The 21,921-nt window shown below is 36.8% G+C and carries 19 protein-coding genes and 1 tRNA gene; 14 read left to right on the top strand and 6 right to left on the bottom strand.

What is annotated here, in order from left to right:
- Positions 1-145 precede the first annotated feature (145 nt).
- On the bottom strand, positions 146-1,210 hold the full coding sequence (locus tag C7B89_RS00690) for a M24 family metallopeptidase (RefSeq protein ID WP_115672982.1): 1,065 nt from the start codon (positions 1,208-1,210) through the stop codon (positions 146-148).
- Between the two features lie 209 nt (positions 1,211-1,419).
- Between C7B89_RS00690 and C7B89_RS00695 the strand changes: the two genes are divergently transcribed.
- The 6 genes from C7B89_RS00695 (at position 1,420) to tsaD (ending at position 5,096) form a co-directional block, all read left to right on the top strand.
- Positions 1,420-1,495, top strand: a tRNA-Asp gene (locus C7B89_RS00695).
- A 467-nt stretch (positions 1,496-1,962) separates the two neighbouring features.
- Complete coding sequence (locus tag C7B89_RS00700; RefSeq protein WP_048394912.1) at positions 1,963-2,301, top strand: hypothetical protein; 339 nt, start codon at positions 1,963-1,965, stop codon at positions 2,299-2,301.
- 180 nt (positions 2,302-2,481) lie between these two features.
- Positions 2,482-2,931, top strand: coding sequence for a tRNA (adenosine(37)-N6)-threonylcarbamoyltransferase complex ATPase subunit type 1 TsaE (gene tsaE / locus C7B89_RS00705; protein ID WP_048394914.1), 450 nt, complete (start codon positions 2,482-2,484; stop codon positions 2,929-2,931).
- The gene (gene tsaB, locus C7B89_RS00710; RefSeq protein ID WP_048394916.1) at positions 2,928-3,635 is read left to right on the top strand and encodes a tRNA (adenosine(37)-N6)-threonylcarbamoyltransferase complex dimerization subunit type 1 TsaB; all 708 of its coding nucleotides are present in this window, start codon (positions 2,928-2,930) and stop codon (positions 3,633-3,635) included. Before tsaE ends, tsaB begins: the two co-directional genes overlap by 4 nt.
- Positions 3,628-4,080, top strand: coding sequence for a ribosomal protein S18-alanine N-acetyltransferase (gene rimI, locus C7B89_RS00715; protein ID WP_048394918.1), 453 nt, complete (start codon positions 3,628-3,630; stop codon positions 4,078-4,080). The genes tsaB and rimI overlap by 8 nt, the downstream gene beginning before the upstream one ends.
- Positions 4,080-5,096, top strand: a complete 1,017-nt coding sequence (gene tsaD, locus C7B89_RS00720; RefSeq protein WP_112118008.1) for a tRNA (adenosine(37)-N6)-threonylcarbamoyltransferase complex transferase subunit TsaD — start codon at positions 4,080-4,082, stop codon at positions 5,094-5,096. The genes rimI and tsaD overlap by 1 nt, the downstream gene beginning before the upstream one ends.
- Positions 5,097-5,530: 434 nt before the next feature.
- Here tsaD and C7B89_RS00725 read toward each other — a convergent pair whose 3' ends face one another.
- Positions 5,531-7,474: an ABC transporter ATP-binding protein gene (locus tag C7B89_RS00725; RefSeq protein WP_115672983.1), complete on the bottom strand. Its 1,944-nt coding sequence runs from the start codon at positions 7,472-7,474 to the stop codon at positions 5,531-5,533.
- Positions 7,475-7,727: 253 nt separating this feature from the next.
- Between C7B89_RS00725 and C7B89_RS00730 the strand changes: the two genes are divergently transcribed.
- The 3 genes from C7B89_RS00730 (at position 7,728) to tatC (ending at position 9,556) form a co-directional block, all read left to right on the top strand.
- A complete protein-coding gene (locus C7B89_RS00730; RefSeq protein WP_004224350.1) occupies positions 7,728-8,363 on the top strand; it encodes a redox-sensing transcriptional repressor Rex in 636 nt (211 codons plus the stop codon).
- Between the two features lie 165 nt (positions 8,364-8,528).
- On the top strand, positions 8,529-8,714 hold the full coding sequence (locus C7B89_RS00735; RefSeq protein ID WP_008176991.1) for a twin-arginine translocase TatA/TatE family subunit: 186 nt from the start codon (positions 8,529-8,531) through the stop codon (positions 8,712-8,714).
- A gap of 17 nt (positions 8,715-8,731) precedes the next feature.
- Positions 8,732-9,556, top strand: coding sequence for a twin-arginine translocase subunit TatC (gene tatC, locus C7B89_RS00740; protein ID WP_115672984.1), 825 nt, complete (start codon positions 8,732-8,734; stop codon positions 9,554-9,556).
- A 77-nt stretch (positions 9,557-9,633) separates the two neighbouring features.
- On the opposite strand, the gene C7B89_RS00745 is transcribed toward tatC, so the two are convergent.
- Positions 9,634-10,398 carry a CPBP family intramembrane glutamic endopeptidase gene (locus C7B89_RS00745; RefSeq protein ID WP_115672985.1) on the bottom strand — a complete coding sequence of 255 codons (765 nt, stop codon included), beginning with the start codon at positions 10,396-10,398 and terminating at the stop codon, positions 9,634-9,636.
- Positions 10,399-10,569: 171 nt separating this feature from the next.
- On the opposite strand from C7B89_RS00745, the gene groES reads away from it, so the two are divergent.
- The 5 genes from groES to C7B89_RS00770 all read left to right on the top strand — a co-directional run bounded on the left by groES (position 10,570) and on the right by C7B89_RS00770 (position 15,834).
- The gene (gene groES, locus C7B89_RS00750) at positions 10,570-10,854 is read left to right on the top strand and encodes a co-chaperone GroES (RefSeq protein WP_004224358.1); all 285 of its coding nucleotides are present in this window, start codon (positions 10,570-10,572) and stop codon (positions 10,852-10,854) included.
- 129 nt (positions 10,855-10,983) lie between these two features.
- The gene (gene groL, locus C7B89_RS00755) at positions 10,984-12,615 is read left to right on the top strand and encodes a chaperonin GroEL (RefSeq protein WP_036075467.1); all 1,632 of its coding nucleotides are present in this window, start codon (positions 10,984-10,986) and stop codon (positions 12,613-12,615) included.
- 352 nt (positions 12,616-12,967) lie between these two features.
- Positions 12,968-14,047: a FecCD family ABC transporter permease gene (locus C7B89_RS00760; RefSeq protein WP_054548891.1), complete on the top strand. Its 1,080-nt coding sequence runs from the start codon at positions 12,968-12,970 to the stop codon at positions 14,045-14,047.
- 4 nt (positions 14,048-14,051) lie between these two features.
- Entirely contained in the window at positions 14,052-14,813 is a 762-nt protein-coding gene (locus tag C7B89_RS00765) for an ABC transporter ATP-binding protein (RefSeq protein WP_115672986.1), read from the top strand.
- A gap of 10 nt (positions 14,814-14,823) precedes the next feature.
- On the top strand, positions 14,824-15,834 hold the full coding sequence (locus tag C7B89_RS00770; RefSeq protein WP_115672987.1) for an ABC transporter substrate-binding protein: 1,011 nt from the start codon (positions 14,824-14,826) through the stop codon (positions 15,832-15,834).
- Between the two features lie 79 nt (positions 15,835-15,913).
- Here the strand turns inward: C7B89_RS00770 and C7B89_RS00775 are convergent, their stop codons facing one another.
- From C7B89_RS00775 to C7B89_RS00785, 3 genes are all read right to left on the bottom strand, one after another.
- Positions 15,914-16,570 carry a 4'-phosphopantetheinyl transferase family protein gene (locus C7B89_RS00775; protein ID WP_115672988.1) on the bottom strand — a complete coding sequence of 219 codons (657 nt, stop codon included), beginning with the start codon at positions 16,568-16,570 and terminating at the stop codon, positions 15,914-15,916.
- The gene (locus tag C7B89_RS00780; RefSeq protein WP_115672989.1) at positions 16,567-19,737 is read right to left on the bottom strand and encodes a non-ribosomal peptide synthetase family protein; all 3,171 of its coding nucleotides are present in this window, start codon (positions 19,735-19,737) and stop codon (positions 16,567-16,569) included. Before C7B89_RS00780 ends, C7B89_RS00775 begins: the two co-directional genes overlap by 4 nt.
- A gap of 136 nt (positions 19,738-19,873) precedes the next feature.
- Positions 19,874-21,622, bottom strand: a complete 1,749-nt coding sequence (locus C7B89_RS00785) for a methyl-accepting chemotaxis protein (RefSeq protein ID WP_054548886.1) — start codon at positions 21,620-21,622, stop codon at positions 19,874-19,876.
- Positions 21,623-21,921 lie beyond the last annotated feature (299 nt).

Here is a 21,921-nt window from a genome sequence, read left to right on the forward strand (position 1 = left end):
GTAGGACGTCGCTAGGCAAACAAAACAGTCAGCTGTGTGTTGGCTGTTTTTTTCTTTTATAAAAAGAGTAAGTACAAAGAATTTATTGTACTTACTCTTTAAAACATTTGTTATATATCAAAGTAAGCAGCATCACTTTAATGGGCTATAAAATAATGAGTTCCTTAGGAGAGTGAGTGATGACTTCCACACCTTCTTTTGTAACGATAACATCATCCTCGATTCGAACACCACCTACATTAGGTATATAAATACCCGGTTCGACAGTTAGTACCATATTTTCTTCTAACATGTCTTTACATATGGTAGACATAAATATGTTTTCATGGATATCTAAGCCTATACCATGTCCTGCACCGTGTCCGTAATTTTGTCCATATCCCTTTTTAGTAATGAAGTCTCGTGAATAACTATCGGCCTCTTGTCCAGTAATACCAGCCTTCATATTGGAAAGGGCATGCTGTAAGGCACCATAAACTATTTGATATACTTCTTTTAATTGCTCTAATGGTTCTCCAACAGCAATCGTTCTTGTCATATCAGAACGATAACCTCGGTAGTAAGCACCAAAATCCATTGTCAACATGTCACCTTGCTCCACTATTTTAGAGGATGCTACGCCATGTGGGAGTGCTGAACGATGGCCAGAAGCAATAATCATATCGAAGGCTGCACCTGTTGCACCATTTTTTCGCATATGAGACTCTAATTCATAGGCAATATCAAGTTCTGAAATACCTGGTTTGATGAATGTCAGAATATGATTAAACGCCTCATCGGAAATCCATGCTGCTTTCTTAATTATTTCAATTTCTTCTGGTGTTTTAATCATCCGTAAATCTTCTACAATAGTAGGCATTGGTTTTAATATAGCTGTCAATTTGCTCTTCATTAATTGATAGCTAAAATAAGTTACATGATGTTGCTCAAAACCAACAGTTTGAATTAATTCCTGTTCAAGAATTTCCTGAATGGTTTCATATAAATGGTTGCGATCAATCTCTAGTACTTCAAAGGTGTCACACTGATTTGTTGCTTGCTGAGTGTAGCGGAAGTCTACTAATAAAAGTGCGCGTGTCTTTGTTACAATAACTGTACCTGCACTACCTGTAAAACCTGTTAGATAGCGACGATTTTGAGCATTTGTGATAATAATTGCATCGGTATTGTGGAGCTGTAAGGCTGCTTGTAATTGTTCTAATTTTGACATGTAATGTTTCCCCCTTCAAAGTTAAATATACTGCAAAATTTGCATCATGTTTAGAGCTTATATGAAAGTAGATGTTGATTATGTGGAAAATGCATTTCAGGATAACCTCTATCCTAGATTAAAGAGTGTTGGAAAATATATTAAAAAAATGTGAAAAAAGATATTGTATATCTATATTTTCTATGATATATTTATAAATGTCTTAAAGAGGTCCCGTGGTGTAGCGGTTAACATGCCTGCCTGTCACGCAGGAGATCGCCGGTTCGATCCCGGTCGGGACCGCCATTTAAATTGATATTACAGTCCTTATGATTTTACATCATAGGGACTTTTTTGTATGTGATTGGAGTATGGATCCAATTCATCTTTCAGGAGTTTATCAGTAAATTAAGTAGAAATTACATGACAAATGAATAATGTCGAAAGGATCAACACTGCCTAGTAGAAACACAGAGGCTAAAAGCATAACATTTTGTGAAGTATTTGAGACCAACTTCCCTTTATTATTTCATAAACAACATCTATTTCCCTAAAACATATCAAGTGTATCTAAAAAATGGCTTAAATCGCTGTGAAATGATCGATAATATTGCCATAAACATAGCGAATTTCATATATTTAACATTATCTAAAAATAGTAAAAATTACCGATAAATGATAGCGTTTCTATAAGGTAAAATTAGAGATGTTTCTAATATAAAGATTAGGGGTAAAAAAGTAGAAGTAATCGGATTGACTACGGAGGTGTTTATATGAGCAAAGATTATTCTTTTAAAAGTATTTATTTCCCTTTGCTTATTGGCTCCATGATAATGATGGTAGGCTGTGGAGATCCTATTATGGAGATTGAAGAATCAAATGCGTATCACTGGCAAAAAAATATGAACGAAGTAGAATTTGAGAAATTAAAAAATGATATGTCATATATTGAGGTAGTAGAAGCAGCAGGCGGCGCAGGTAAAAAAATCAAAAATAATGAATATCGTTGGAATGATGAAATCTTGATGACACAGGCCTATATAGTAAAATTTAAGGATGATAAACTAATTGGCAAAGAAATCATAGCAGTGAAAGGTCATTCAAACAGATAAATAGTTGTCACGTCTTTGTAAAAGAAGGCGTGTTTTTTTATTTAAATGGCTACCTATGTCATAAAATTAGGCTTTTTAACGAAGATAATCTATGTAGGATATAATGATATTGGATGCTTTGAACATTTTCGCTAGTTTAGGTAAACTAGAGGTAATGTAGTGATGAGAGGAAAAATGAGAATGTATGAAATAATCATGAATTCAGTTGATGATACAGAGCGTTTTGCCGTGACACTTGCAAAATTACTAGAAGCTCAAGATACAATTACATTAGAAGGAGATTTGGGTGCAGGCAAGACAACGTTTACGAAGGCCTTAGCAAAAGGGCTTGGTGTGAAAAGAACGGTCAACAGTCCAACATTTACAATCATTAAACAGTATGAAGGACGTTTACCCTTCAATCATTTAGATGTTTATCGTTTGGCTGAAAGTGACGAGGACCTTGGTTGGGATGAATTATTTTATGGAGATGCAGTATCAGTGGTAGAGTGGGCGCATTTAATAGAACAGGATTTGCCACGGAATCGATTAGCGATAGAGATTTATCGAATCGGAGACAATGAACGACGATTTGTGTTAATACCTAGTGGGGAACGCTATGAGGCACTATGTGAGGAGCTAATGAAATGATTTGGTTAGGAATAGAAACAGCGAATACACCACTTTCCGTTGCTATTGTGAGGGATGGAAAAGTGGTAGCTGAGCTGGTACAAAATATAAAATTAACACATTCAGCAGGCGCAATGCCCGCTATTGAAGAGGTATTAGCAAGAGCAGGTTTGAAGGCAGGCGACTTGGATGTTATTGCAGTGTCTGAAGGGCCAGGTTCGTATACAGGGGTCCGTATAGGTGTAACATTAGCGAAAACCCTAGCATGGACATTACAGATACCTTTAGTTGGTGTCTCTAGCTTAAAAGCATTAGCTGCAAATGCTACCCTTTATAATGGATTAATTTGTCCAATTTTTGATGCAAGAAGAGATAATGTTTATACAGCTGTTTATCAAGGAGTGACTCTAGAGGCTCTTGTGGAGGATCATCATGCACATATCGCTGATTTATTAGAGCGTTTAAGGGCATTAGATGCACCTATTTTATTTGTAGGAACAGATGTGGGCTTATTTTGGGATAACATTGTAGAGGAGCTTGGCGATAACGCTTTTCGTGCACCTTTTAGTCTTGACTTGCCACGTGCAACGGAAGTTATTCGTGTAGGAACTAAAGTGGAATTACCGAGTGTTGAAGCTACTCATCACTTTGTCCCACAATATAAACGAATTGCAGAGGCTGAAGCAAATTGGCTGAAAGAACAGAAGGAGAAAGAACATGAGTAGTGATGTAACTTATCGTAAAATGGTTTCTGATGATGTACCAGCAGTTTATGAAATTGAAGTAGCTTCATTTCCTGTACCTTGGACGTTGGATTCCTTTTACTATGAAGTACATGAAAATCAGTATGCCCATTATGTGCTGGCTGTTGATGCAAGTGGACGTATTATTGGTTTTTGCGGGATGTGGATGGTTATAGATGCAGCCCAAATTACGAATGTAGCTGTTATTGAGGCAGCTCGTGGACGAGGTATAGGCGAGGGATTAATGCGTGAGGCAATGCAAATAGCTCGTTTACATGGAATGGAGGTTATGACATTGGAGGTACGAGTAACGAACACAGTTGCACAAAATCTTTATCGTAAGCTCCAATTCCAAGATGGTGGTATACGGAAAGGCTATTATACGGATAACGGGGAGGATGCCCTTGTCATGTGGGTGAATTTATAATGAATAATGGATTGATATTAGCAATAGAATCAAGCTGTGATGAAACAGCTGCAGCGATTATACGAAATGGTCATGAAATCGTGTCGAATGTTGTTGCTTCTCAAATAGAGAGTCATAAGCGATTTGGTGGCGTTGTTCCTGAAATTGCATCACGCCATCACGTTGAACAAATTACGATGGTAATTGAAGAAGCATTAGCCCAAGCAAATTTAAAGCCGGTAGATTTGGATGCGGTTGCTGTTACAGAGGGTCCAGGTCTTGTAGGGGCATTGTTGATTGGCATTAATGCGGCGAAGGCTTTTGCCTTTGCGAACAACCTACCAATTGTAGGTGTGCATCATATTGCAGGGCATATTTATGCCAATGCGCTTGTTCAGCCGATGGAGTTCCCTTTATTAGCACTAGTAGTTTCAGGCGGTCATACAGAGCTTGTCTATATGAAGGAACATGGCTCTTTTGAAGTCATTGGTGAAACACGAGATGATGCAGCTGGTGAAGCTTATGATAAAGTAGCACGTGTTTTAAATTTACCTTATCCTGGTGGGCCACATATTGATCGTCTTGCTCATGAGGAAGGAGAGGCTGTTCCTTTTCCAAGAGTATGGTTGGAAGAGGATTCATATGATTTTAGCTTTAGCGGTTTAAAATCAGCTGTCATCAATTATAAACATAATATGGATCAACGAGGTGAAGCTATTTCACCAGCAGCTGTTGCCAAGGGCTTTCAGGAAAGTGTTATTGAAGTACTGACTGCTAAGACATTACGTGCTGCTCGCGAATATCAGGTGAAACAGGTTATTGCAGCTGGAGGTGTAGCAGCAAATAAGGGGTTGCGAATTTCTTTGGAGACTGTATTTGAAGAGGAAGGTATCCCGTTTTTTGTACCGCCGCTTAAATTGTGTACTGATAATGCGGCAATGATTGGCGCAGCAGCTATGCCGATGTTTGAGGCTGGTATTCGAGGAAACTTAATGATGAATGGACGTCCAGGAATGGAGTTAAAATCCTGGGTATAGTGTAAGAAAGAGGTATCTATATTTTTAGATATCTCTTTTTTTAATTGTCGAATAATTGTTGATAAAAAAGAACCGTGCTAAGGGAATAGTCAGTAGAGGCATCACAATTGACAAATTTTTCAGAAAATTATCCACAGGTAAAGGAGCGAATTAAATGGCGAACACGCGTACTTATGCACAAATTGTTGATAACTTGTGTATAACTTGTGATTATTCAATATATAGTAGCTGGTTTTATACGATAGAATGTGGATAAAATAAATTTTCATTGTGGACAATGTGGAAAACTCTGTTGATATGTTGGTACTACTAGATTTGTAGTGTGAATAAAACTGTGGGCATTTTTTGTCGAAAAATAGCACTTGACCAATATATATGAAAAATGAAGACAAGTAAAGAAAAAGCCATGTGACCTTTCACATGGCTTACATCATTTACATACTAATATTTTCAAGTTCTTCATTTAACTCAAGCCATTCTAATTCTAATAGCTCATGCTGTTCTTTAGCAGTTGCTAATTCTGCTTGAAGCATTGAAATTTTTTCATGGTCGGTAAAAATGGCAGAGTCACAAAGAGCTTCTTCTAGTCTTGCAACAATAGCAGATGTTTCTTGCATCTTGCTTTCTAAATCTTCAATCATACGTCTAATTTGACGTTCACGCTTTTTTGCTTCTTTATCAATTTTTGATGTAGAGGTTTTATCAGGTAGGTCTTGCTGTGCTTGTGGTTGGGAGGCAACTTTCATTTGTGCTAGCTCCAATAGTTCCTGCTTTTTCTCAACGTAATAATCGTAGTCACCTAAATATTCAAATGAACCCGTTCCAGATAACTCCACCACTTTTGTTGCGATACGATTAATGAAGTAGCGGTCGTGTGAGACAAATAGAAGCGTACCTGGATAATCAATCAAGGCATTTTCTAATACCTCTTTGCTATCTAAGTCCAAATGATTGGTAGGCTCATCTAGAATTAAGAAATTAGCCTTTTGCATCATTAGCTTTGCGAGTGCAAGGCGTGCTTTTTCACCGCCCGATAAAGAGGATACAACTTTATCCACATCTTCACCACTAAAAAGAAAACGCCCTAATACAGTTCGAATATCTTTTTCGTTCATGAGTGGCCATTCATCCCATAATTCTTTTAGGACACTCTTATTGCTCGATAGCTTTGCTTGCTCTTGATCATAGTAGCCGATTTGTACATTCGTACCATAACGAATACTACCTCCAAGAGGGGATAAATCTTTTACAATTGTTTTTAATAATGTCGATTTACCAACTCCGTTTGGGCCAACAAGGGCAATACGATCCTCACGAAAAGTGCGGAGGTTTATCCCACTAGAAATGGTACGATCGTTATAACCTATCGTTAATTCATCAACAGATAAAACATCATTTCCACTTTGACGTTCAATCGTGAAACCGAAACTAGCGGATTTCTCATCACCATCTGGCGATTCCATCCACTCGGTACGTTCAAGCATTTTACGTCGACTTTGTGCCATTTTTGTTGTAGAAGCACGTGCAATATTTTTTTGGATAAAATCCTCTAGCTTGGCCTTTTCATCTTGCTGACGTTCATAGAGTTTGACATCACGCTCATAATTTTTAGCTTTTTCATCTAAATATGCACTATAATTACCCGGATATTTGGTAACGCGATGACGAGATACTTCGTAGACAATAGAAACGACTTGGTCTAAGAAGTAGCGGTCATGGGAAACAATTAAAATAGCGCCTTCATAGCCCTTTAAATAGGATTCCAACCAAGATAGTGTTTCGATATCTAAATGGTTCGTTGGCTCATCGAGAATTAAAAGATCTGGTTTACTAAGTAAGAGCTTAGCAAGTGCTAAACGTGTGCGCTGTCCACCAGATAAGGAACTGATGGGTTTGTCATAGTCTTCGGAATAAAATTGCATACCATGAAGGACTGACCGTATGTCTGATTCATATTGATAGCCACCTGCATCTTTAAACGTATGCTGTAATTGATCGTATTCCGACATAACTTTCGCATACATAGTAGGGTTTTCATAGACAGTAGGATCAGCCATTTGTTGTTCAAGTGAGCGTAGCAGCTGTTCTTGGGCTAAAAGAGATTCAAATATAGTCATCATTTCATTCCAAATTGTTAGCGTAGAGTTTAATCCTGCATGTTGCTCTAAATAGCCTATTTGAATATCCTTTGGGATAATGATATCACCTGAATCATAAGACATTTGACCAGCAATTATTTTTAATAAAGTAGATTTACCTGCACCGTTTCGTCCTACTAAGGCAACACGGTCACGGTGTTGAACTTCTAATTTAACACCACTTAAAATTTCATCTGCAAGAAAGGATTTAGTTAGTTGATTGACCTGTAAAACAATCATTCTTGACACCTCAATTCTACCTTAGTGTAATGGATGAACGATTTGCATGCAATGTCCGTGCTTTACTTATTCCTAGCAGTCATGTAAGATTGAAACGATTTCTTTTTAGTTAGCTGCGTATAAGGCGCCATTAACTAAAGAGAAATACAGCAGGGGATTGCAAAAATGTTGTATATTGTTAAGGATGAATGTATTAAAATTAGTAGTTAAAGACAGTAAAATTGATGGAGGTACATCATAAGGAGGAAAAAGTTTGAAACAAGAATTAAAAATTCCACAAGCCACTACAAAAAGACTTCCTCTTTACTATCGATTTATTCAAAACTTTGCACAAGAAGGTATGGAACGTATTTCGTCGAAGGAATTGAGTGAAGCGATGAAAATAGATTCTGCAACTATTCGCCGTGATTTTTCTTATTTTGGTGCACTTGGGAAAAAAGGTTATGGCTACGATGTGCAGCATCTATTACAATTTTTTAGCCAGACGCTTGATCAACATGAAACGACAAAAGTAGCGTTAATTGGTGTGGGGAATTTAGGCAGTGCATTATTAAAATATAATTTTCAAAAAAACCATAATACACATATTGTGGTAGCATTCGATTCAAAAGCACCGAAGGATGGCAAAATGATCAGTAACATTCCGGTCTTTCATCCAGATTTATTGGAAGAAAAATATGCAGAATACGGTGCAGAGCTTGCTATTTTAACCGTTTCACCACGCTCCGCTCAAAAAATGGCGGATCGCTTAGCAGCCATGAATGCAAAGGGAATTTTAAACTTTACGCCAGAGCGATTAACAGTACCTGATAGAATGCAGCTTTTAACAATCGATTTATCGGTAGAGTTGCAAGCGCTTATTTATTTAATACGTAATCAGGAAGAGTGAAAACCATACATATTTTTTAGTGTAATTCACCGTTTCTGTCAAATAGATAATTTAAATAAAATGAGGTCAAATCAGTGAGTGTGACGAAAAACTTTCACATATAATTAGTTAGCAAAATGGCGAAATATGCGTTAAAATGATGGATATAAAGAGGAGGTGGCTGTAATGGGTGGTATTGGTCCTATGAGCCTCATTATTATCGGAGTTGTCGCGTTACTAATTTTTGGTCCTAAAAAGTTACCAGAGCTTGGTAAGGCATTTGGTTCAACATTACGTGAATTCAAAAATGCTACTAAAGGTTTAGCCGACGAAGATGATGATGATAAGAAAAAGAAAGAACTAGATAAGTAAGTTAGGATGTTTGAGGAATGAATCCAAAAGATCTAACTGTCATTGAGCATATAGAAGAATTAAGAAAACGGCTGTTCATTGTTGCCGTTTTCTTTGTTCTAGCTATGGCCGGCGCCTTTTTTGTCGCAAAGCCACTTGTAAAATACCTTCAAATGACTGGAGCCAAATATAATATAGAGCTTCATGCATTTGACGTAGTCACACCACTTGCAATTTATATACAAGTTGTTTTTATAATTGCATTTATTATTTCATCACCCGTGTTGATGTATCAATTATGGTCGTTTATTAGCCCTGGATTAAGGGAAGTAGAGCGTAAAGCAACTCTAAGCTATATTCCGTATTCATTTTTATTGTTTCTTGCAGGGTTATCTTTTTCGTACTTTTTACTATTCCCATATGTCATCAAATTCATGATGAATTTATCGAATGATTTGGAGATACAGCAAACCATTGGTATACATGAGTATTTTACATTCTTGTTTAAGCTTACAATACCGTTCGGTTTCCTTTTCCAGTTGCCAATTGTTGTTTTATTCTTTTCACGAATTGGCATATTAAGTCCGGAATTACTAATTCGTATTCGTAAATACTCGTACTTCGGTTTATTTGTATGTGCTGCGATTATTGCACCACCTGAGTTGGCTTCGCATTTAATGGTTTCAGTTCCGCTGTTTATTTTGTATGAAATTAGTATTATGATTTCACGAATTGGCTATAAGAAATATCTTAAATCCGAAGAGATTCGATTAAAAGAAGAACAGGAAGCGGAACAAAAGCGCCAGATTGAAGAAGCACTTGAGCAGCAACGACGACAAATAGAAGAATTGAATCAACAGTAATAAATAAAGCTCGGTGCCCTAAATGGGACACCGAGCTTTTGTGTTATTTTTGCATCTTACAATCGCTTTACAAAAATTTATTGCATTTTTTCGAGTTCTTGAAGAAACTTTTGCAATGGTTCCGCATAGAATTGTACAAGTGTCACAAATCCATTAAGCATGACGTGTGCAATAATAGACGTCCAAATGCGCTTTGTTTTGTGATATAAAAAGGCGAAAATTAAACCACAAATGGTATAAAGCAAGATATGTGAGAAGTCGAAGTGGATAATCGCAAAGAAAATGGCACTCACAATTGCTGCCACCCAGAAATTTGTTGTTTGGACAAGCGAGCCAAAGATCACTCTACGGAAGACGAATTCTTCTAAGATTGGCCCGAATACAACAATTGCTAATATGGCGATGGGAGCACCTTTAGCTATCGCGACAATATCTGCAGTATTTTGTGAGCCTCCTTCAATACCGAAAACAGCCATCTCAATAGCTGCACCAATCATTTGTCCAAAGAACACTAGGAAGAAGCCGATGATTCCCCACACAATGGTAAGAGGTATCGTTTCTTTTTTTCCTTGGTAAATGTTCCAAAATGCTTTATCTCGAGATGTAAGGATTAAGCTTAAAATGAGCGCTACCGCAAAACTTAGTGCGATATACCAACCTTGAGTAATAGGAGCCGCTTGTTCAGAAGCTAAACCAGTTACCTTCATGATGAGCCTATGGAACGGTAAGAGCAACCATCTGCTAGAGATTTGCATCAAGATATAAATCAGCAAAACATACAGGGCTGTTTTTTTATGTTTCGTTACTTTTTGAGAATTAGTCACAGTCAAAATCCTTTCCATTCATATGCTTCCTTTCTATTGTAGAGGAATATGGAAAGAAAACAAAATTTTTTGAAGTTCTGACTTGCAAAAAAAAGAGTGATTGATTATCATAATAATTGTGTTAGCACTCATTGATATAGAGTGCTAATAAATATCAACAATTATTTAACTATTAGGAGGTTGTTTCACTTGTTAAGACCACTAGGAGATCGTATTGTAATTGAACTAATCGAGGTAGAAGAAAAATCTGCATTCGGTATTGTACTACCTGACTCTGCAAAAGAAAAACCACAAGAAGGTAAAGTAGTAGCAGTTGGGACAGGTCGTGTATTAGAGAACGGGCAACGTGTAGAGCTTGACGTTAAAGTTGACGACCGCATTATTTTCTCTAAATACGCTGGCACAGAAGTTAAATTTGAAGGTAATGAATACCTAATTTTACGCGAAAGCGATATTCTTGCAATTATTGAATAAGAACTTTAAAGGCACCTTACGTAAGGTGAATACTTATTGTTTGCATAACAAATGTGACAATAAGGTGAAATTGATATAAATATATTGAAGAAGCTTAACGAATATTCCATTTCAGGAGGGTAAATTCTCATGGCAAAAGATATTAAATTCTCAGAAGACGCTCGTTCATTAATGTTACAAGGTGTAGATAAATTAGCAAATGCAGTAAAAGTAACATTAGGACCAAAAGGACGTAATGTTGTTTTAGAAAAAAAATTCGGTTCACCACTTATTACAAATGATGGTGTGACAATCGCTAAAGAAATCGAACTAGAAAACCCATACGAAAACATGGGAGCAAAATTAGTAGCAGAAGTTGCTTCTAAGACAAACGAAATCGCTGGTGATGGTACAACTACAGCAACAGTATTAGCTCAAGCAATTATTCGTGAAGGCTTGAAAAACGTTACAGCTGGCGCAAATCCAGTAGGTATCCGTAAAGGTATCGATAAAGCAGTTGCTGCAGCACTTACTGAATTACACGCTATTTCTCGCCCAGTAAGCAATAAGGAAGAAATTGCACAAGTTGCTGCTATTTCTGCTGCAGATGATGAAGTTGGACAACTAATCGCTGAAGCAATGGAACGCGTTGGTAACGATGGAGTTATTACAATTGAAGAATCAAAAGGCTTCACAACAGAGTTAGATGTAGTTGAGGGTATGCAGTTTGATCGTGGTTATGCTTCTCACTACATGGTAACTGACACAGATAAAATGGAAGCGGTTCTTGATAACCCATACATTTTAATTACTGATAAAAAAATTACAAACATTCAAGAAGTATTACCATTATTAGAACAAGTGGTGCAACAAGGTCGTCCACTTTTAATGATTGCTGAAGATGTAGAAGGTGAAGCACTTGCAACACTTGTTGTGAACAAACTTCGTGGTACATTTAATGCTGTAGCAGTAAAAGCACCAGGTTTCGGTGATCGACGTAAAGCAATGCTTGAAGATATTGCTATCCTGACAGGTGGCCAAGTGATTACAGAAGAATTAGGCTTAGACCTGAAATCAGCTGATATTTCTGCACTTGGTCGTGCAGCAAAAGTAGTTGTAACAAAAGATAACACAACAATCGTTGAAGGTGTAGGCGGAGCAGACGCGATTGAATCACGCATTGGTCAAATCCGTGCACAACTTGCTGAAACTACTTCAGAGTTCGATAAAGAAAAATTACAAGAACGTCTTGCTAAATTAGCAGGTGGTGTAGCAGTTATCAAAGTTGGTGCTGCAACAGAAACAGAGCTGAAAGAGCGTAAACTTCGTATTGAGGATGCTTTAAACTCAACTCGTGCGGCTGTTGAAGAAGGTATCGTATCAGGTGGTGGTACAGCACTTCTTAACGTCTATGCAGCAGTGGAAAAAGCGGCTGAAGCAGTAGAAGGCGATGTAGCTACAGGTGTGAAAATCGTTCTACGTGCTTTAGAAGAACCAGTTCGTCAAATTGCTAATAATGCTGGTCTTGAAGGCTCAATTATCGTAGATCGTCTAAAACGTGAAGAAGTTGGCATTGGTTTCAATGCAGCAACTGGCGAATGGGTAAACATGATGGAAGCAGGCGTAGTAGACCCAGCAAAAGTAACTCGCTCAGCTTTACAAAACGCAGCATCAGTTGCAGCCCTATTCTTAACAACAGAAGCGGTTGTAGCAGATATCCCTGAAGCAGCACCAGCAATGCCAGATATGAGCGGCATGGGCGGTATGCCAGGAATGATGTAAGATTTAGTTAGTCTATAAGCACAATCTTTTAAGTAATATGACCACTTTCCATAGTTTTATGGAAAGTGGTTTTTTATTTTGATTTTTTATTAGAACAGAGTTTAAATAAAAATCCTTAAATTTTCTTCGCTATATAATATCCGGAATTTACAATGAGCTGTTTTAATTTCTACCGGAACAATAATTTTAGCGAATTAAAACCCGCCAGTAGTGGAATATTTATCTACTGAATGTATGCATAATCTATAATTAAAAATTTTCCTGTTGTTTTTCAATGGATTATCACTTACAATACAAATGAAAATGATAATCGTTATCATTGATTAATAGTTAAATAGATAGAGGTGAAATCTTGAATAAACAGGAAGCTAACAGAATAGGGACGGGCAATATTTATTATGTTATTATCTTGCTTTTAATAGCCTCCATTTTAATATCTGCCGTTTTTTCTGTATCAATAGGACAAGTCAGCATTCCTTTCAAGCAATCGATGGATATTTTGCTACATACTATATCCAATGGAAAACTTGGAACACTTGATAGTGTGGAAAGTGAATCCTATTTGAATATTATTCTACAGGTCAGAATGCCGCGTGTGGTTTTTGCCTTATTGATTGGTGTCGGTCTTGCATTGTGTGGGGCTGTCATGCAGGCAGTTGTCCAAAACCCGCTTGCTGATCCATACATACTTGGTATTTCTTCAGGAGCGTCATTAGGTGCAACCTTTGCTATTCTAGTTGGTTTTGGGAGTAGTGCATTGTTAGCACAATTTGGAGTAGCCTTTGGTGCATTTGCAGGGGCGATGATTACCTCTATGGCAGTGCTTATCTTATCCAGCATTGGAGGTAAAGCAACCTCAGTAAAATTGGTTTTATCAGGGGTTGTTATCGGTGCATTATGTAGTTCGTTTTCAAGCCTTATCATCTTTTTTGCCAATAATGCAGAGGGCATTAAAACTGTTACGTTCTGGTCTATGGGGAGTTTAGCATCTGCCAGCTGGGACAAAACACCAATTTTAACAATCGTGATTGTACTAGGAGCTGCATTATTCCTTTTCCAACATCGTGTGCTAAACACAATGCTACTTGGAGATGAATCAGCTATCACCTTAGGGATCAATTTAAGTGCTTATCGTAAATTATATATGATTCTTACCTCGCTTATTACAGGAACGATGGTCGCTTATGCAGGTATGATCGGTTTTGTTGGTTTAATTATTCCTCATATCACAAGAGGTATTTTCGGTGCAGATCACAAACGATTAATGTTAGGAACATTGCTCTTAGGAGGCCTTTTCATGATTTGGGCTGATATTCTGTCTAGAACATTAATCCAAAATGTGGAATTACCGATTGGTATTATTACTTCTGTCATTGGGTCACCATTATTTATCTATATGATTGTAAAAAAAGGTTACAACTTCGGAGGGTAGAACAATGGAATTAGTAGCAAAGGAAATAGAAGTAAAAATCGGCAAAAAGGAAATCGTAAAAAACATATCCATTCATGTGAATAAGCAACAATTTGTGGGCTTAATCGGACCAAACGGATGCGGAAAATCAACTTTACTGAAAAGCATTTATAAAAGCCTAGTACCTCAAAAAGGGATGGTCTTCTTAGATGATTTAGATGTTTTAAAAAGCGCCGAAAAAAAGATTTCTCAACACTTAGGTGTAGTTGGACAATTCAATGAAATGCACTTTGATTTAACGGTACAACAAATGGTGATGTTAGGTAGAACACCTCATAAAAAAATGCTAGAGTCAGATAACCAAAAGGATTTTGACATCGTAGAAGAGGCATTGACAAGAACGAACTTACAATCTTATAGAGAGCGCAGTTTTCTTTCACTATCTGGTGGTGAAAAGCAAAGGGTTATTTTAGCTAGAACGATTGCCCAGCAGCCTAAATTTATGATTTTGGATGAACCAACAAATCATTTAGATATTCGTTATCAAATTGAAATACTATCCTGTGTAAAAAGTTTAAACATCGGTGTTTTAGCAGCTCTTCATGATCTAGAAATGGCAGCACATTACTGTGATTATCTTTATGCAGTAAAAGATGGTGAAATCTATGCACATGGTACACCCCAAGAAGTTTTAACACCAGAAACAATAGAAGCTTTATATCATATCAAATGTCAAACGTTTACTAATCCAGTGACGAATGGATTAGGCTTTGCATATGGACTGTAGGAGGAAAAACATGAAGAAAAAATTATTATTAGGAATTGGTTTAGCAGCTTTATTAACATTAACAGCCTGCGGTAACACATCAAAAGATACATCTAAGGAAACACAAACAAAAGAGCATTATCCACTGACAATTGAGAACTTTTCAAAGGCTGAAGGTGGATCAACATGGGAAAAGAAAGATCAAGTATTTGATAAAGCACCAGAAAGAATTATGGCAAATACACGCCCAGCTGCAGAATTATTATTACATTTAGGATTAGGCGATAAAATCGTTGGTGTTGGTGCAAACTTTGGTGCAGTTGATAAAGCTGTTGAAGAAGAGTATGCAAAGCTAAATATTTTAAGTGATGAATATGTTGGGAAAGAGGTTACATTAGGTACTGATCCTGATTTAGTATTTGGTCGTGGTGGCTTATTTGATAATGCTGAATGGGGAGTAGGGACAGTAGATTCGCTTAATGAAATGGGTGTAAAAACATATGTTTTAGAGTCATCCGTAACAGGCGGCACGTATGATTCTATTTATAAAGATATAAAGAATATTGGTGAAATTTTTAATGTTCAAGACAAAGCAGATAGCTTTATTAAAGAATTAAAAGGTCGACAACAAGATATTTCCTCAAAATTAGAAAGTATAAAAGAAGAAAAAACATTTGCCTATTTGCATACAAATGATCCAAAAGAGCTTTTTGTTTATCCAGCACACGATGAAACATTCTTTAATGATGCATTCAAAATGGTTAAATTAGATAATATTTTTAAAGATGAAACAGGCGATGTAAGTGTTGAAACATTAATTGCAGCAGATCCAGATGTATTAATTCTTCCTAACTGGGATGGTTCTGATTTGACAAAAGTACGTGAAGAAATTTATGCGAATCCTAAACTATCAAGCATGAAGGCTATTAAAAATAAACAAATGTATATTGTAGATTACAATTACATGTTTGGCTATGGCTATAACACAATTGATGGAATGGAAGCATTAGCAAAAGAAATGTATCCAGACTTATTTAAATAAAACAAAAAGTGCTGTCCTAGCGGGTCGAATAAATGACACGTTAGGGCAGCGTTTTCTTAATACGGAGGAATAATTATTGTTATGGCTGTAGAAGCTGCTCTTTATTTAATATTGTGGTTATTAACTTAGAATTTTCATTGTTCCAGCAGACGGATACAGGATGCTGCTGATCGAGATAGAGTAATTGGGTAAAAAGGTCTTTCCTTGTTTTTTTTATGTTGGTGGTATCAAGCAAATATGGCGATAGGATTGGCAACAAGCCTGTTTTAAAAAGAGCCTCTTTTAAAGTCCAAAACTCATAAAAAACATGTAAAGGCTGATGAGAGACCAATTGACGCTCTGTCTCAGAAAGCGCATATATCATCATATCTTCACTCACTGGCTTTATTTCTTCAACATCAATGCCCACTCGTCCGATAGTGGTGACTGCTAACACGATCCAATCCCCAGAATGAGAGAGATTAAAATCTCCCTGCCAATGAGGGTGTCCTGCAATATAAGGGCGCCCAAATTCATTATGAGCTAGTTGTAACAGAACGTCATCTATATAGGGAAGGAGTGCCCATCTAATAAGAGTGCTACCTAGCAACGCTCTTTGCTGATCCTGCCAGTGCTTGTATTGCTGAACTTTTCTTTGCACCTCAAAAGGGAGTACTTTAAGGAAAGCATCCCGTTCTGGTGGTGCTAACTGTACTCCTAGAGGAAGTGCAAATAACTGTATAGTTTGTTTTATCATCTTATATTGACTTGTTTTGGTTCAGGAAAGTAGCCTGTATCAATGCCATATTGAATCATTCTGTAAATAAAGGCTTTATTTGGTGCCGCACATTCAATCTTGGTATGAGCTAAAAATTCTATCGTTTTTTTGCAATTGAAGATAAATGGGGAGTCACTTGCTCCATCACCTTCAAGCTGCGCAATGGCTAACGATAAATATTCCTGTACATCTTTTGAATGATCACCATTTAATAGCCAATCTGTATACTCTTGTGTTGACACAATTGTTAGGTCATAACCAATTTCCTTAAGCATATCGATTAATTCTAAATAAGTAAGCGATACAGGGTTACATAAATGGAAGACATGGCCGTTGGTTGCTGGCTGGCTTGCCAAAGAAACAAGTGCCTGACTAGCATAATTGATTGGTGTGAAGTCAACATGCCATTGTGCGGTAGGTGTTTTACCTAAATAAAGCATTGATTTAATCATACGGTAAAAGGCATTGTCATCGATATTACGTTGGAATTTACCTGTTTCAGAATGACAGCTTAAATTTCCTACACGATAAATGGAGACAGGGATTGCATCCTGTACAGCGTTTCGAACAAGGTTTTCTGCTTCTAGCTTACTTTGAGTATAAACATTATCAAGCTTTACATTGTAATTGAAGTTACCTTTTGCTTCATTTGGTCCCCATTGTATGGCGGCTAGCTCCTCTGGAATGCCAATTGTAGATACATAATGGAAATGCACACCTGGTTTCTGTTTGGCTATTTCAAGCAAGTAGCGAGTTCCATTCACATTGACATTATTAAAATGATCAGCTGCACCAAAATGACGTACATCTGCACCACAATGAATGATAGCATTAATTTCTTTCATAATGATTTTTTCATCTTTATCAGATAAGTGTAGTCGTTGCTTCCCTAAGTCACCTTGGATAACAGTAATACGATCTTTCATCTGCTGAGCAATAGTATTGCCAAAATAAAATTGCATACTCTCTCTTAGTTTATCTTCAATCGTAGTTTGGGTGCTTGGTCGAATAAGGCAAAATATGTGCGCAGTTGTTGTTGCTAATAGCTCATATAATACATGACTACCTAAATAACCTGTAGCACCTGTTAGTAATACCGATGTCATTGGCAAGGGCTTCACATTTTGGGAGACTTTTAGAGGACTAGGCTCCATTAAGTCCTTGAATACAATGCTTTTAGCTGGCTCGTCTTGATCTTCAATCGCTTCTGGTTGATAATGACGAATATAATGATCTAGTTCAGCAATCGTTTGATATTGGAAGAAATCCTGAATCTTTAAGAATGGTATATGTTTTTTCACTTGTACAAGAATCTCGAGCACTTTTAGCGAATGCCCTCCGATATGAAAGAAGTTATCGTGAATGCCAATTGGCTCAATACCGAGTACAAATTCCCATGCAGTAGCAAGCATACGCTGTGTATCATTTTCTGGGGCAATATATGTAGTACTGCGTGATAAAGATAATTCCAATGAAGCTAAGTGTTTTCGATCAATTTTTCCTGTAGGGGATAATGGCATTTCTTGCAATTCAATAAATTGCTCTGGCACCATATAATCTGGTAAAAGATTTGCTAAGTAGTCCCTTAAAAGATTCTCCTCAAGCTGCATCCCACTTGCCACCGTATAGTAGGCAAATAAATGATTATTCCCATCAGCCATTTTCTTTGCAATGATCACAGCTTCCTGAATGCTCGTATGATTGCTCAATACTGTTTCGATTTCTCCAAGTTCAATACGGAAGCCTCTTACTTTAATTTGAGAGTCTTTACGTCCAACAAATTCAATGACACCAGTTGGCGATAGTCGAACTAAATCACCTGTTCGATACATTTTTTGATCTGGCTTTAAGAGATGAGGTACAAATACTTCAGCTGTTTTTTCAGGCTGATGTAAATAACCTGCTGCTAAACCAGCACCAGCAATACATAATTCTCCGATTACATTAACGGGACATAGCTGATCGTCCGTATTAATAACATACATTTCATAATTGGCGATTGGTCTACCAATAGGGATACTAGATTGCATGTCTGTTATCTGACTTTTCACCTTAAAATAGGAGGACAATACTGTACATTCAGTTGGTCCATACACATTAATAATTTCTGTAGAGAGTCCAAATTTGTCTTGCCATTTTTGAACAATGGCAGGCAATAGGGCTTCACCACCTACAGATAAATAATTTAATGTCGAAAGCTTTTTTCTATAGCTTACTGGTAAATGTGTAGCTAGCTGTGTAAAGAAAGCATTTGGAACAGTAGCGGTCGTTACTTGCTCACGGTCGATCATATCAGCAAATGCCTCAATGGACAAACGCTCTATACTTGTAAGCATATGAAGTCTTGCACCTGAAAATAAAGCGGTAAAAGTTTCTGTTATAGAAGGGTCAAAACTAAAAGAAATAAACTGGGAATAAACATCTTCTTTAGTTGAATGGTAGATTCGTTGATTATCTGTTATTAAATTAATGACAGCCTCATGCTTAAGCATGACGCCTTTTGGCTTACCTGTTGAACCAGATGTATAAATAATATAGGCTAAATCGAATGGAAGAATTTCACATTGGATATTTTCCTGTGAATATCCTTGCTCCATTTGGTTGATTGTGAACACTGTGCGTGTTTGGGAATCATTATGTATAAAATCATTCAGTAGAGCTGTATGTTCGTTTTTCGTTATGATAAATGGAGCACCTGTATCGTTTAATAGGTACTGACAACGTTCTTTTGGATAGCTCGGATCAATGGGAACATAAACTCCACCAGCTTTCAGGATACCTAACAAACTAATGACAGTTTCTTTACTGCGTTCCATAACTATCGCTACATAGTTTCCTTTTTGTAGACCGTTGGCAACTAACATATGAGCAACTTGGTTGGATTGTTCATTTAGCTGACGGTAGGTAAGTTTACCACCTTCATAGGATAATGCGATTCGTTCCGCAAATTTTTGTGCTGCCTGATAAAATACGTCAGGTATTGTGGTGTTTTGATCGTAGTCAGCTATTGTACGGTTTAACGTTTGATATGCGAGTAAGTCTTCTCTGTTTAATAATTGTGTACTATTGGATTGAAGTGTTTGTTGGTCAAAAGAAAGCATATTATTCTGTGATGGGTGTACATCAAATTCTTTTTTATTATTCAATTATGACAACTCCTATTTTAGAAAAGGGCCGACACCTATGAAGGAGCGATTATCGTCATTAGGTCCACAGTAGTGAATCGATCTGTGAGAAACTAACGGACATAACTCTCCTTAATAAGGGCAGCCCTTTCATTTTTTATTTCACTACAAAGGTATTAACAACATTCATTAATTCATCAGATAGCTCGGATAATACTTGAGCTTCTTCAGAAACTCGTTGTACTGTATTCAATTGAGAGGCAGAAGTTGCTGCTACTGCTCTTGTATTGTCCTTTGAATTGACTGAAAAATCTTCCATATCTTTTACGGCAGATGTTACTTCTTCCATACCAGCTGCCATTTCTTCAATTGTTGCAGAAAGCTCTTGAATTTGCCCTGTCACATGGTGAATGGAAGTTAAAATCTGGCTAAATGATTTTTCCGAATCATTGATCATGACAATACCATGATCTACTTCTTCTACAGCGTGAACCATGATATTTACAGATTCGTTTGTATCATGCTGGATATGAGAAATAAGTGTAGAAATTTCTCTTGCAGATGCCTCAGATTGCTCTGCAAGTTTACGTACCTCATCAGCAACCACTGCAAAGCCACTACCAGCCTCCCCTGCACGTGCAGCTTCGATTGCCGCATTCAATGCAAGTAAATTGGTTTGCGAAGCAATCCCTGTAATGATTCCTACGATTTCTTCTATTTTATTGGAATGATCGCCAAGTAATTTAACAGAAGCTGCAGATTGATTAACAGCTTTGCTAATAGCATTCATTTGTGCAACAGATTTATTTGTCGATTCATTCCCTCTTTCAGCTTCCTCTGATGCTAAAATCGAGGATTCTGAAATTTGATTGGACGTCATGGCAATACGTTGAATACCAATATTCATTTCTTCAATGGTAATTGTACTTTCTTTTGCCTTTTGTACTTGAAGATCAGCGCCACTTGCAATCTCCTGCATGGAAGATGCTACATTATTATATGAATCGGAAGCTTCTTGCATATTTACAGATAAAACATTGGCTGTGTTTGAAACACGCTCAGAAACAATCGTTGTACTCTTAATAACATTTTTTAAGTTATCGATCATAGAATTAAAATTTTGTGTGAGCATTCCTACTTCGTCTGTTGAAGTAACTGGTAATGGTTCCAGCTCTAAATTACCTTCTGCGACTTTTTTAGATTGTAAGGAAAGTTGTTGAATTGGTGTTAATTTTTTTCTTAAAAGAGTGTAAACAGCAATGGATGAACCAATTAAGAAAATAACCGTTACTAATAAAGTCCATAGGGCTTCAGACATCGCTTTTCCTGTTACCATTGATACGTCATAGTCAATGGCATAAGCAGCCAGCATATTCCCATTCTCATCCAAGATTGGTGTAAGGCCTGTTTTATAGCTACCATATTCATCGCTATAAATATCTGTTGCTGTTGCTTTTTTTGTATCAAAGACTTCTTTAATTCTTGCTAGGAAATCTGGAGATAAACCCATTGCAATCATATCTTGGTTATACTCTGCCCCTAGTTCAAGTATACTAGATGATAGAACAGGTGCATTAATATTTTCACCGTTAACTGTAATTAAAAATAGATTGGTAATGCTATCTGAATTATCATTGATTGCATCCATTTCACTAGTTAATCGTAGAGCATCAGGGTTACTATTTGTAGGATTCTCTAATATCGATTTTAGTGTAGTAATATCAATGGTTTTGGCTAGGATCATGCCTTTGTCAGAAAGAGATTGATTCATGTCTGTTAAATTACTATTTCTTACTATATAATAAGAAAGACCTAAAGTAACTAATCCAAATAATAATAAAATACTCACTACTATTGCAGTTAATTTCTTACTAATAGACATTTGCTGCTTCTTGCGTGTTTTCATGCTTTTCCTCCTAATATGATATAGCAAATATTTCAAGCTAAGGACTATAAATGGATAATTTAGTCAATGTACTACACATTGAAGATGTTGATGTTATTCGTAGAAGTCCAGATGCGTGTTAATTATTTATAAATGCAAAATAATCTATTTATCCCCTATCATTTAACTACTATACTGCCAAAAAAATTGATTCACAACCCAGAAAACTTACTATTTCAAGTCATGATTTCTATAAATAAATGATGATATATAGTTTTTTAGTCTATATATTTTTTAGGTTAGGTTAAATTTTTACAAAA

It is taken from the genome of Lysinibacillus capsici, from assembly GCF_003367505.1.
Taxonomy (GTDB): Bacteria; Bacillota; Bacilli; order Bacillales_A; family Planococcaceae; genus Lysinibacillus; species Lysinibacillus capsici.

Coding starts and splice junctions, on each gene's coding strand:
- C7B89_RS00690 (WP_115672982.1), bottom strand. CDS start 1,210: ATGTCAAAATTAGAACAATTACAAGCAGCCTTACAGCTCCACAATACC.
- C7B89_RS00700 (WP_048394912.1), top strand. CDS start 1,963: ATGAGCAAAGATTATTCTTTTAAAAGTATTTATTTCCCTTTGCTTATT.
- tsaE (WP_048394914.1), top strand. CDS start 2,482: ATGTATGAAATAATCATGAATTCAGTTGATGATACAGAGCGTTTTGCC.
- tsaB (WP_048394916.1), top strand. CDS start 2,928: ATGATTTGGTTAGGAATAGAAACAGCGAATACACCACTTTCCGTTGCT.
- rimI (WP_048394918.1), top strand. CDS start 3,628: ATGAGTAGTGATGTAACTTATCGTAAAATGGTTTCTGATGATGTACCA.
- tsaD (WP_112118008.1), top strand. CDS start 4,080: ATGAATAATGGATTGATATTAGCAATAGAATCAAGCTGTGATGAAACA.
- C7B89_RS00725 (WP_115672983.1), bottom strand. CDS start 7,474: ATGATTGTTTTACAGGTCAATCAACTAACTAAATCCTTTCTTGCAGAT.
- C7B89_RS00735 (WP_008176991.1), top strand. CDS start 8,529: ATGGGTGGTATTGGTCCTATGAGCCTCATTATTATCGGAGTTGTCGCG.
- tatC (WP_115672984.1), top strand. CDS start 8,732: ATGAATCCAAAAGATCTAACTGTCATTGAGCATATAGAAGAATTAAGA.
- C7B89_RS00745 (WP_115672985.1), bottom strand. CDS start 10,398: ATGGAAAGGATTTTGACTGTGACTAATTCTCAAAAAGTAACGAAACAT.
- groL (WP_036075467.1), top strand. CDS start 10,984: ATGGCAAAAGATATTAAATTCTCAGAAGACGCTCGTTCATTAATGTTA.
- C7B89_RS00765 (WP_115672986.1), top strand. CDS start 14,052: ATGGAATTAGTAGCAAAGGAAATAGAAGTAAAAATCGGCAAAAAGGAA.
- C7B89_RS00770 (WP_115672987.1), top strand. CDS start 14,824: ATGAAGAAAAAATTATTATTAGGAATTGGTTTAGCAGCTTTATTAACA.
- C7B89_RS00775 (WP_115672988.1), bottom strand. CDS start 16,570: ATGATAAAACAAACTATACAGTTATTTGCACTTCCTCTAGGAGTACAG.
- C7B89_RS00785 (WP_054548886.1), bottom strand. CDS start 21,622: ATGAAAACACGCAAGAAGCAGCAAATGTCTATTAGTAAGAAATTAACT.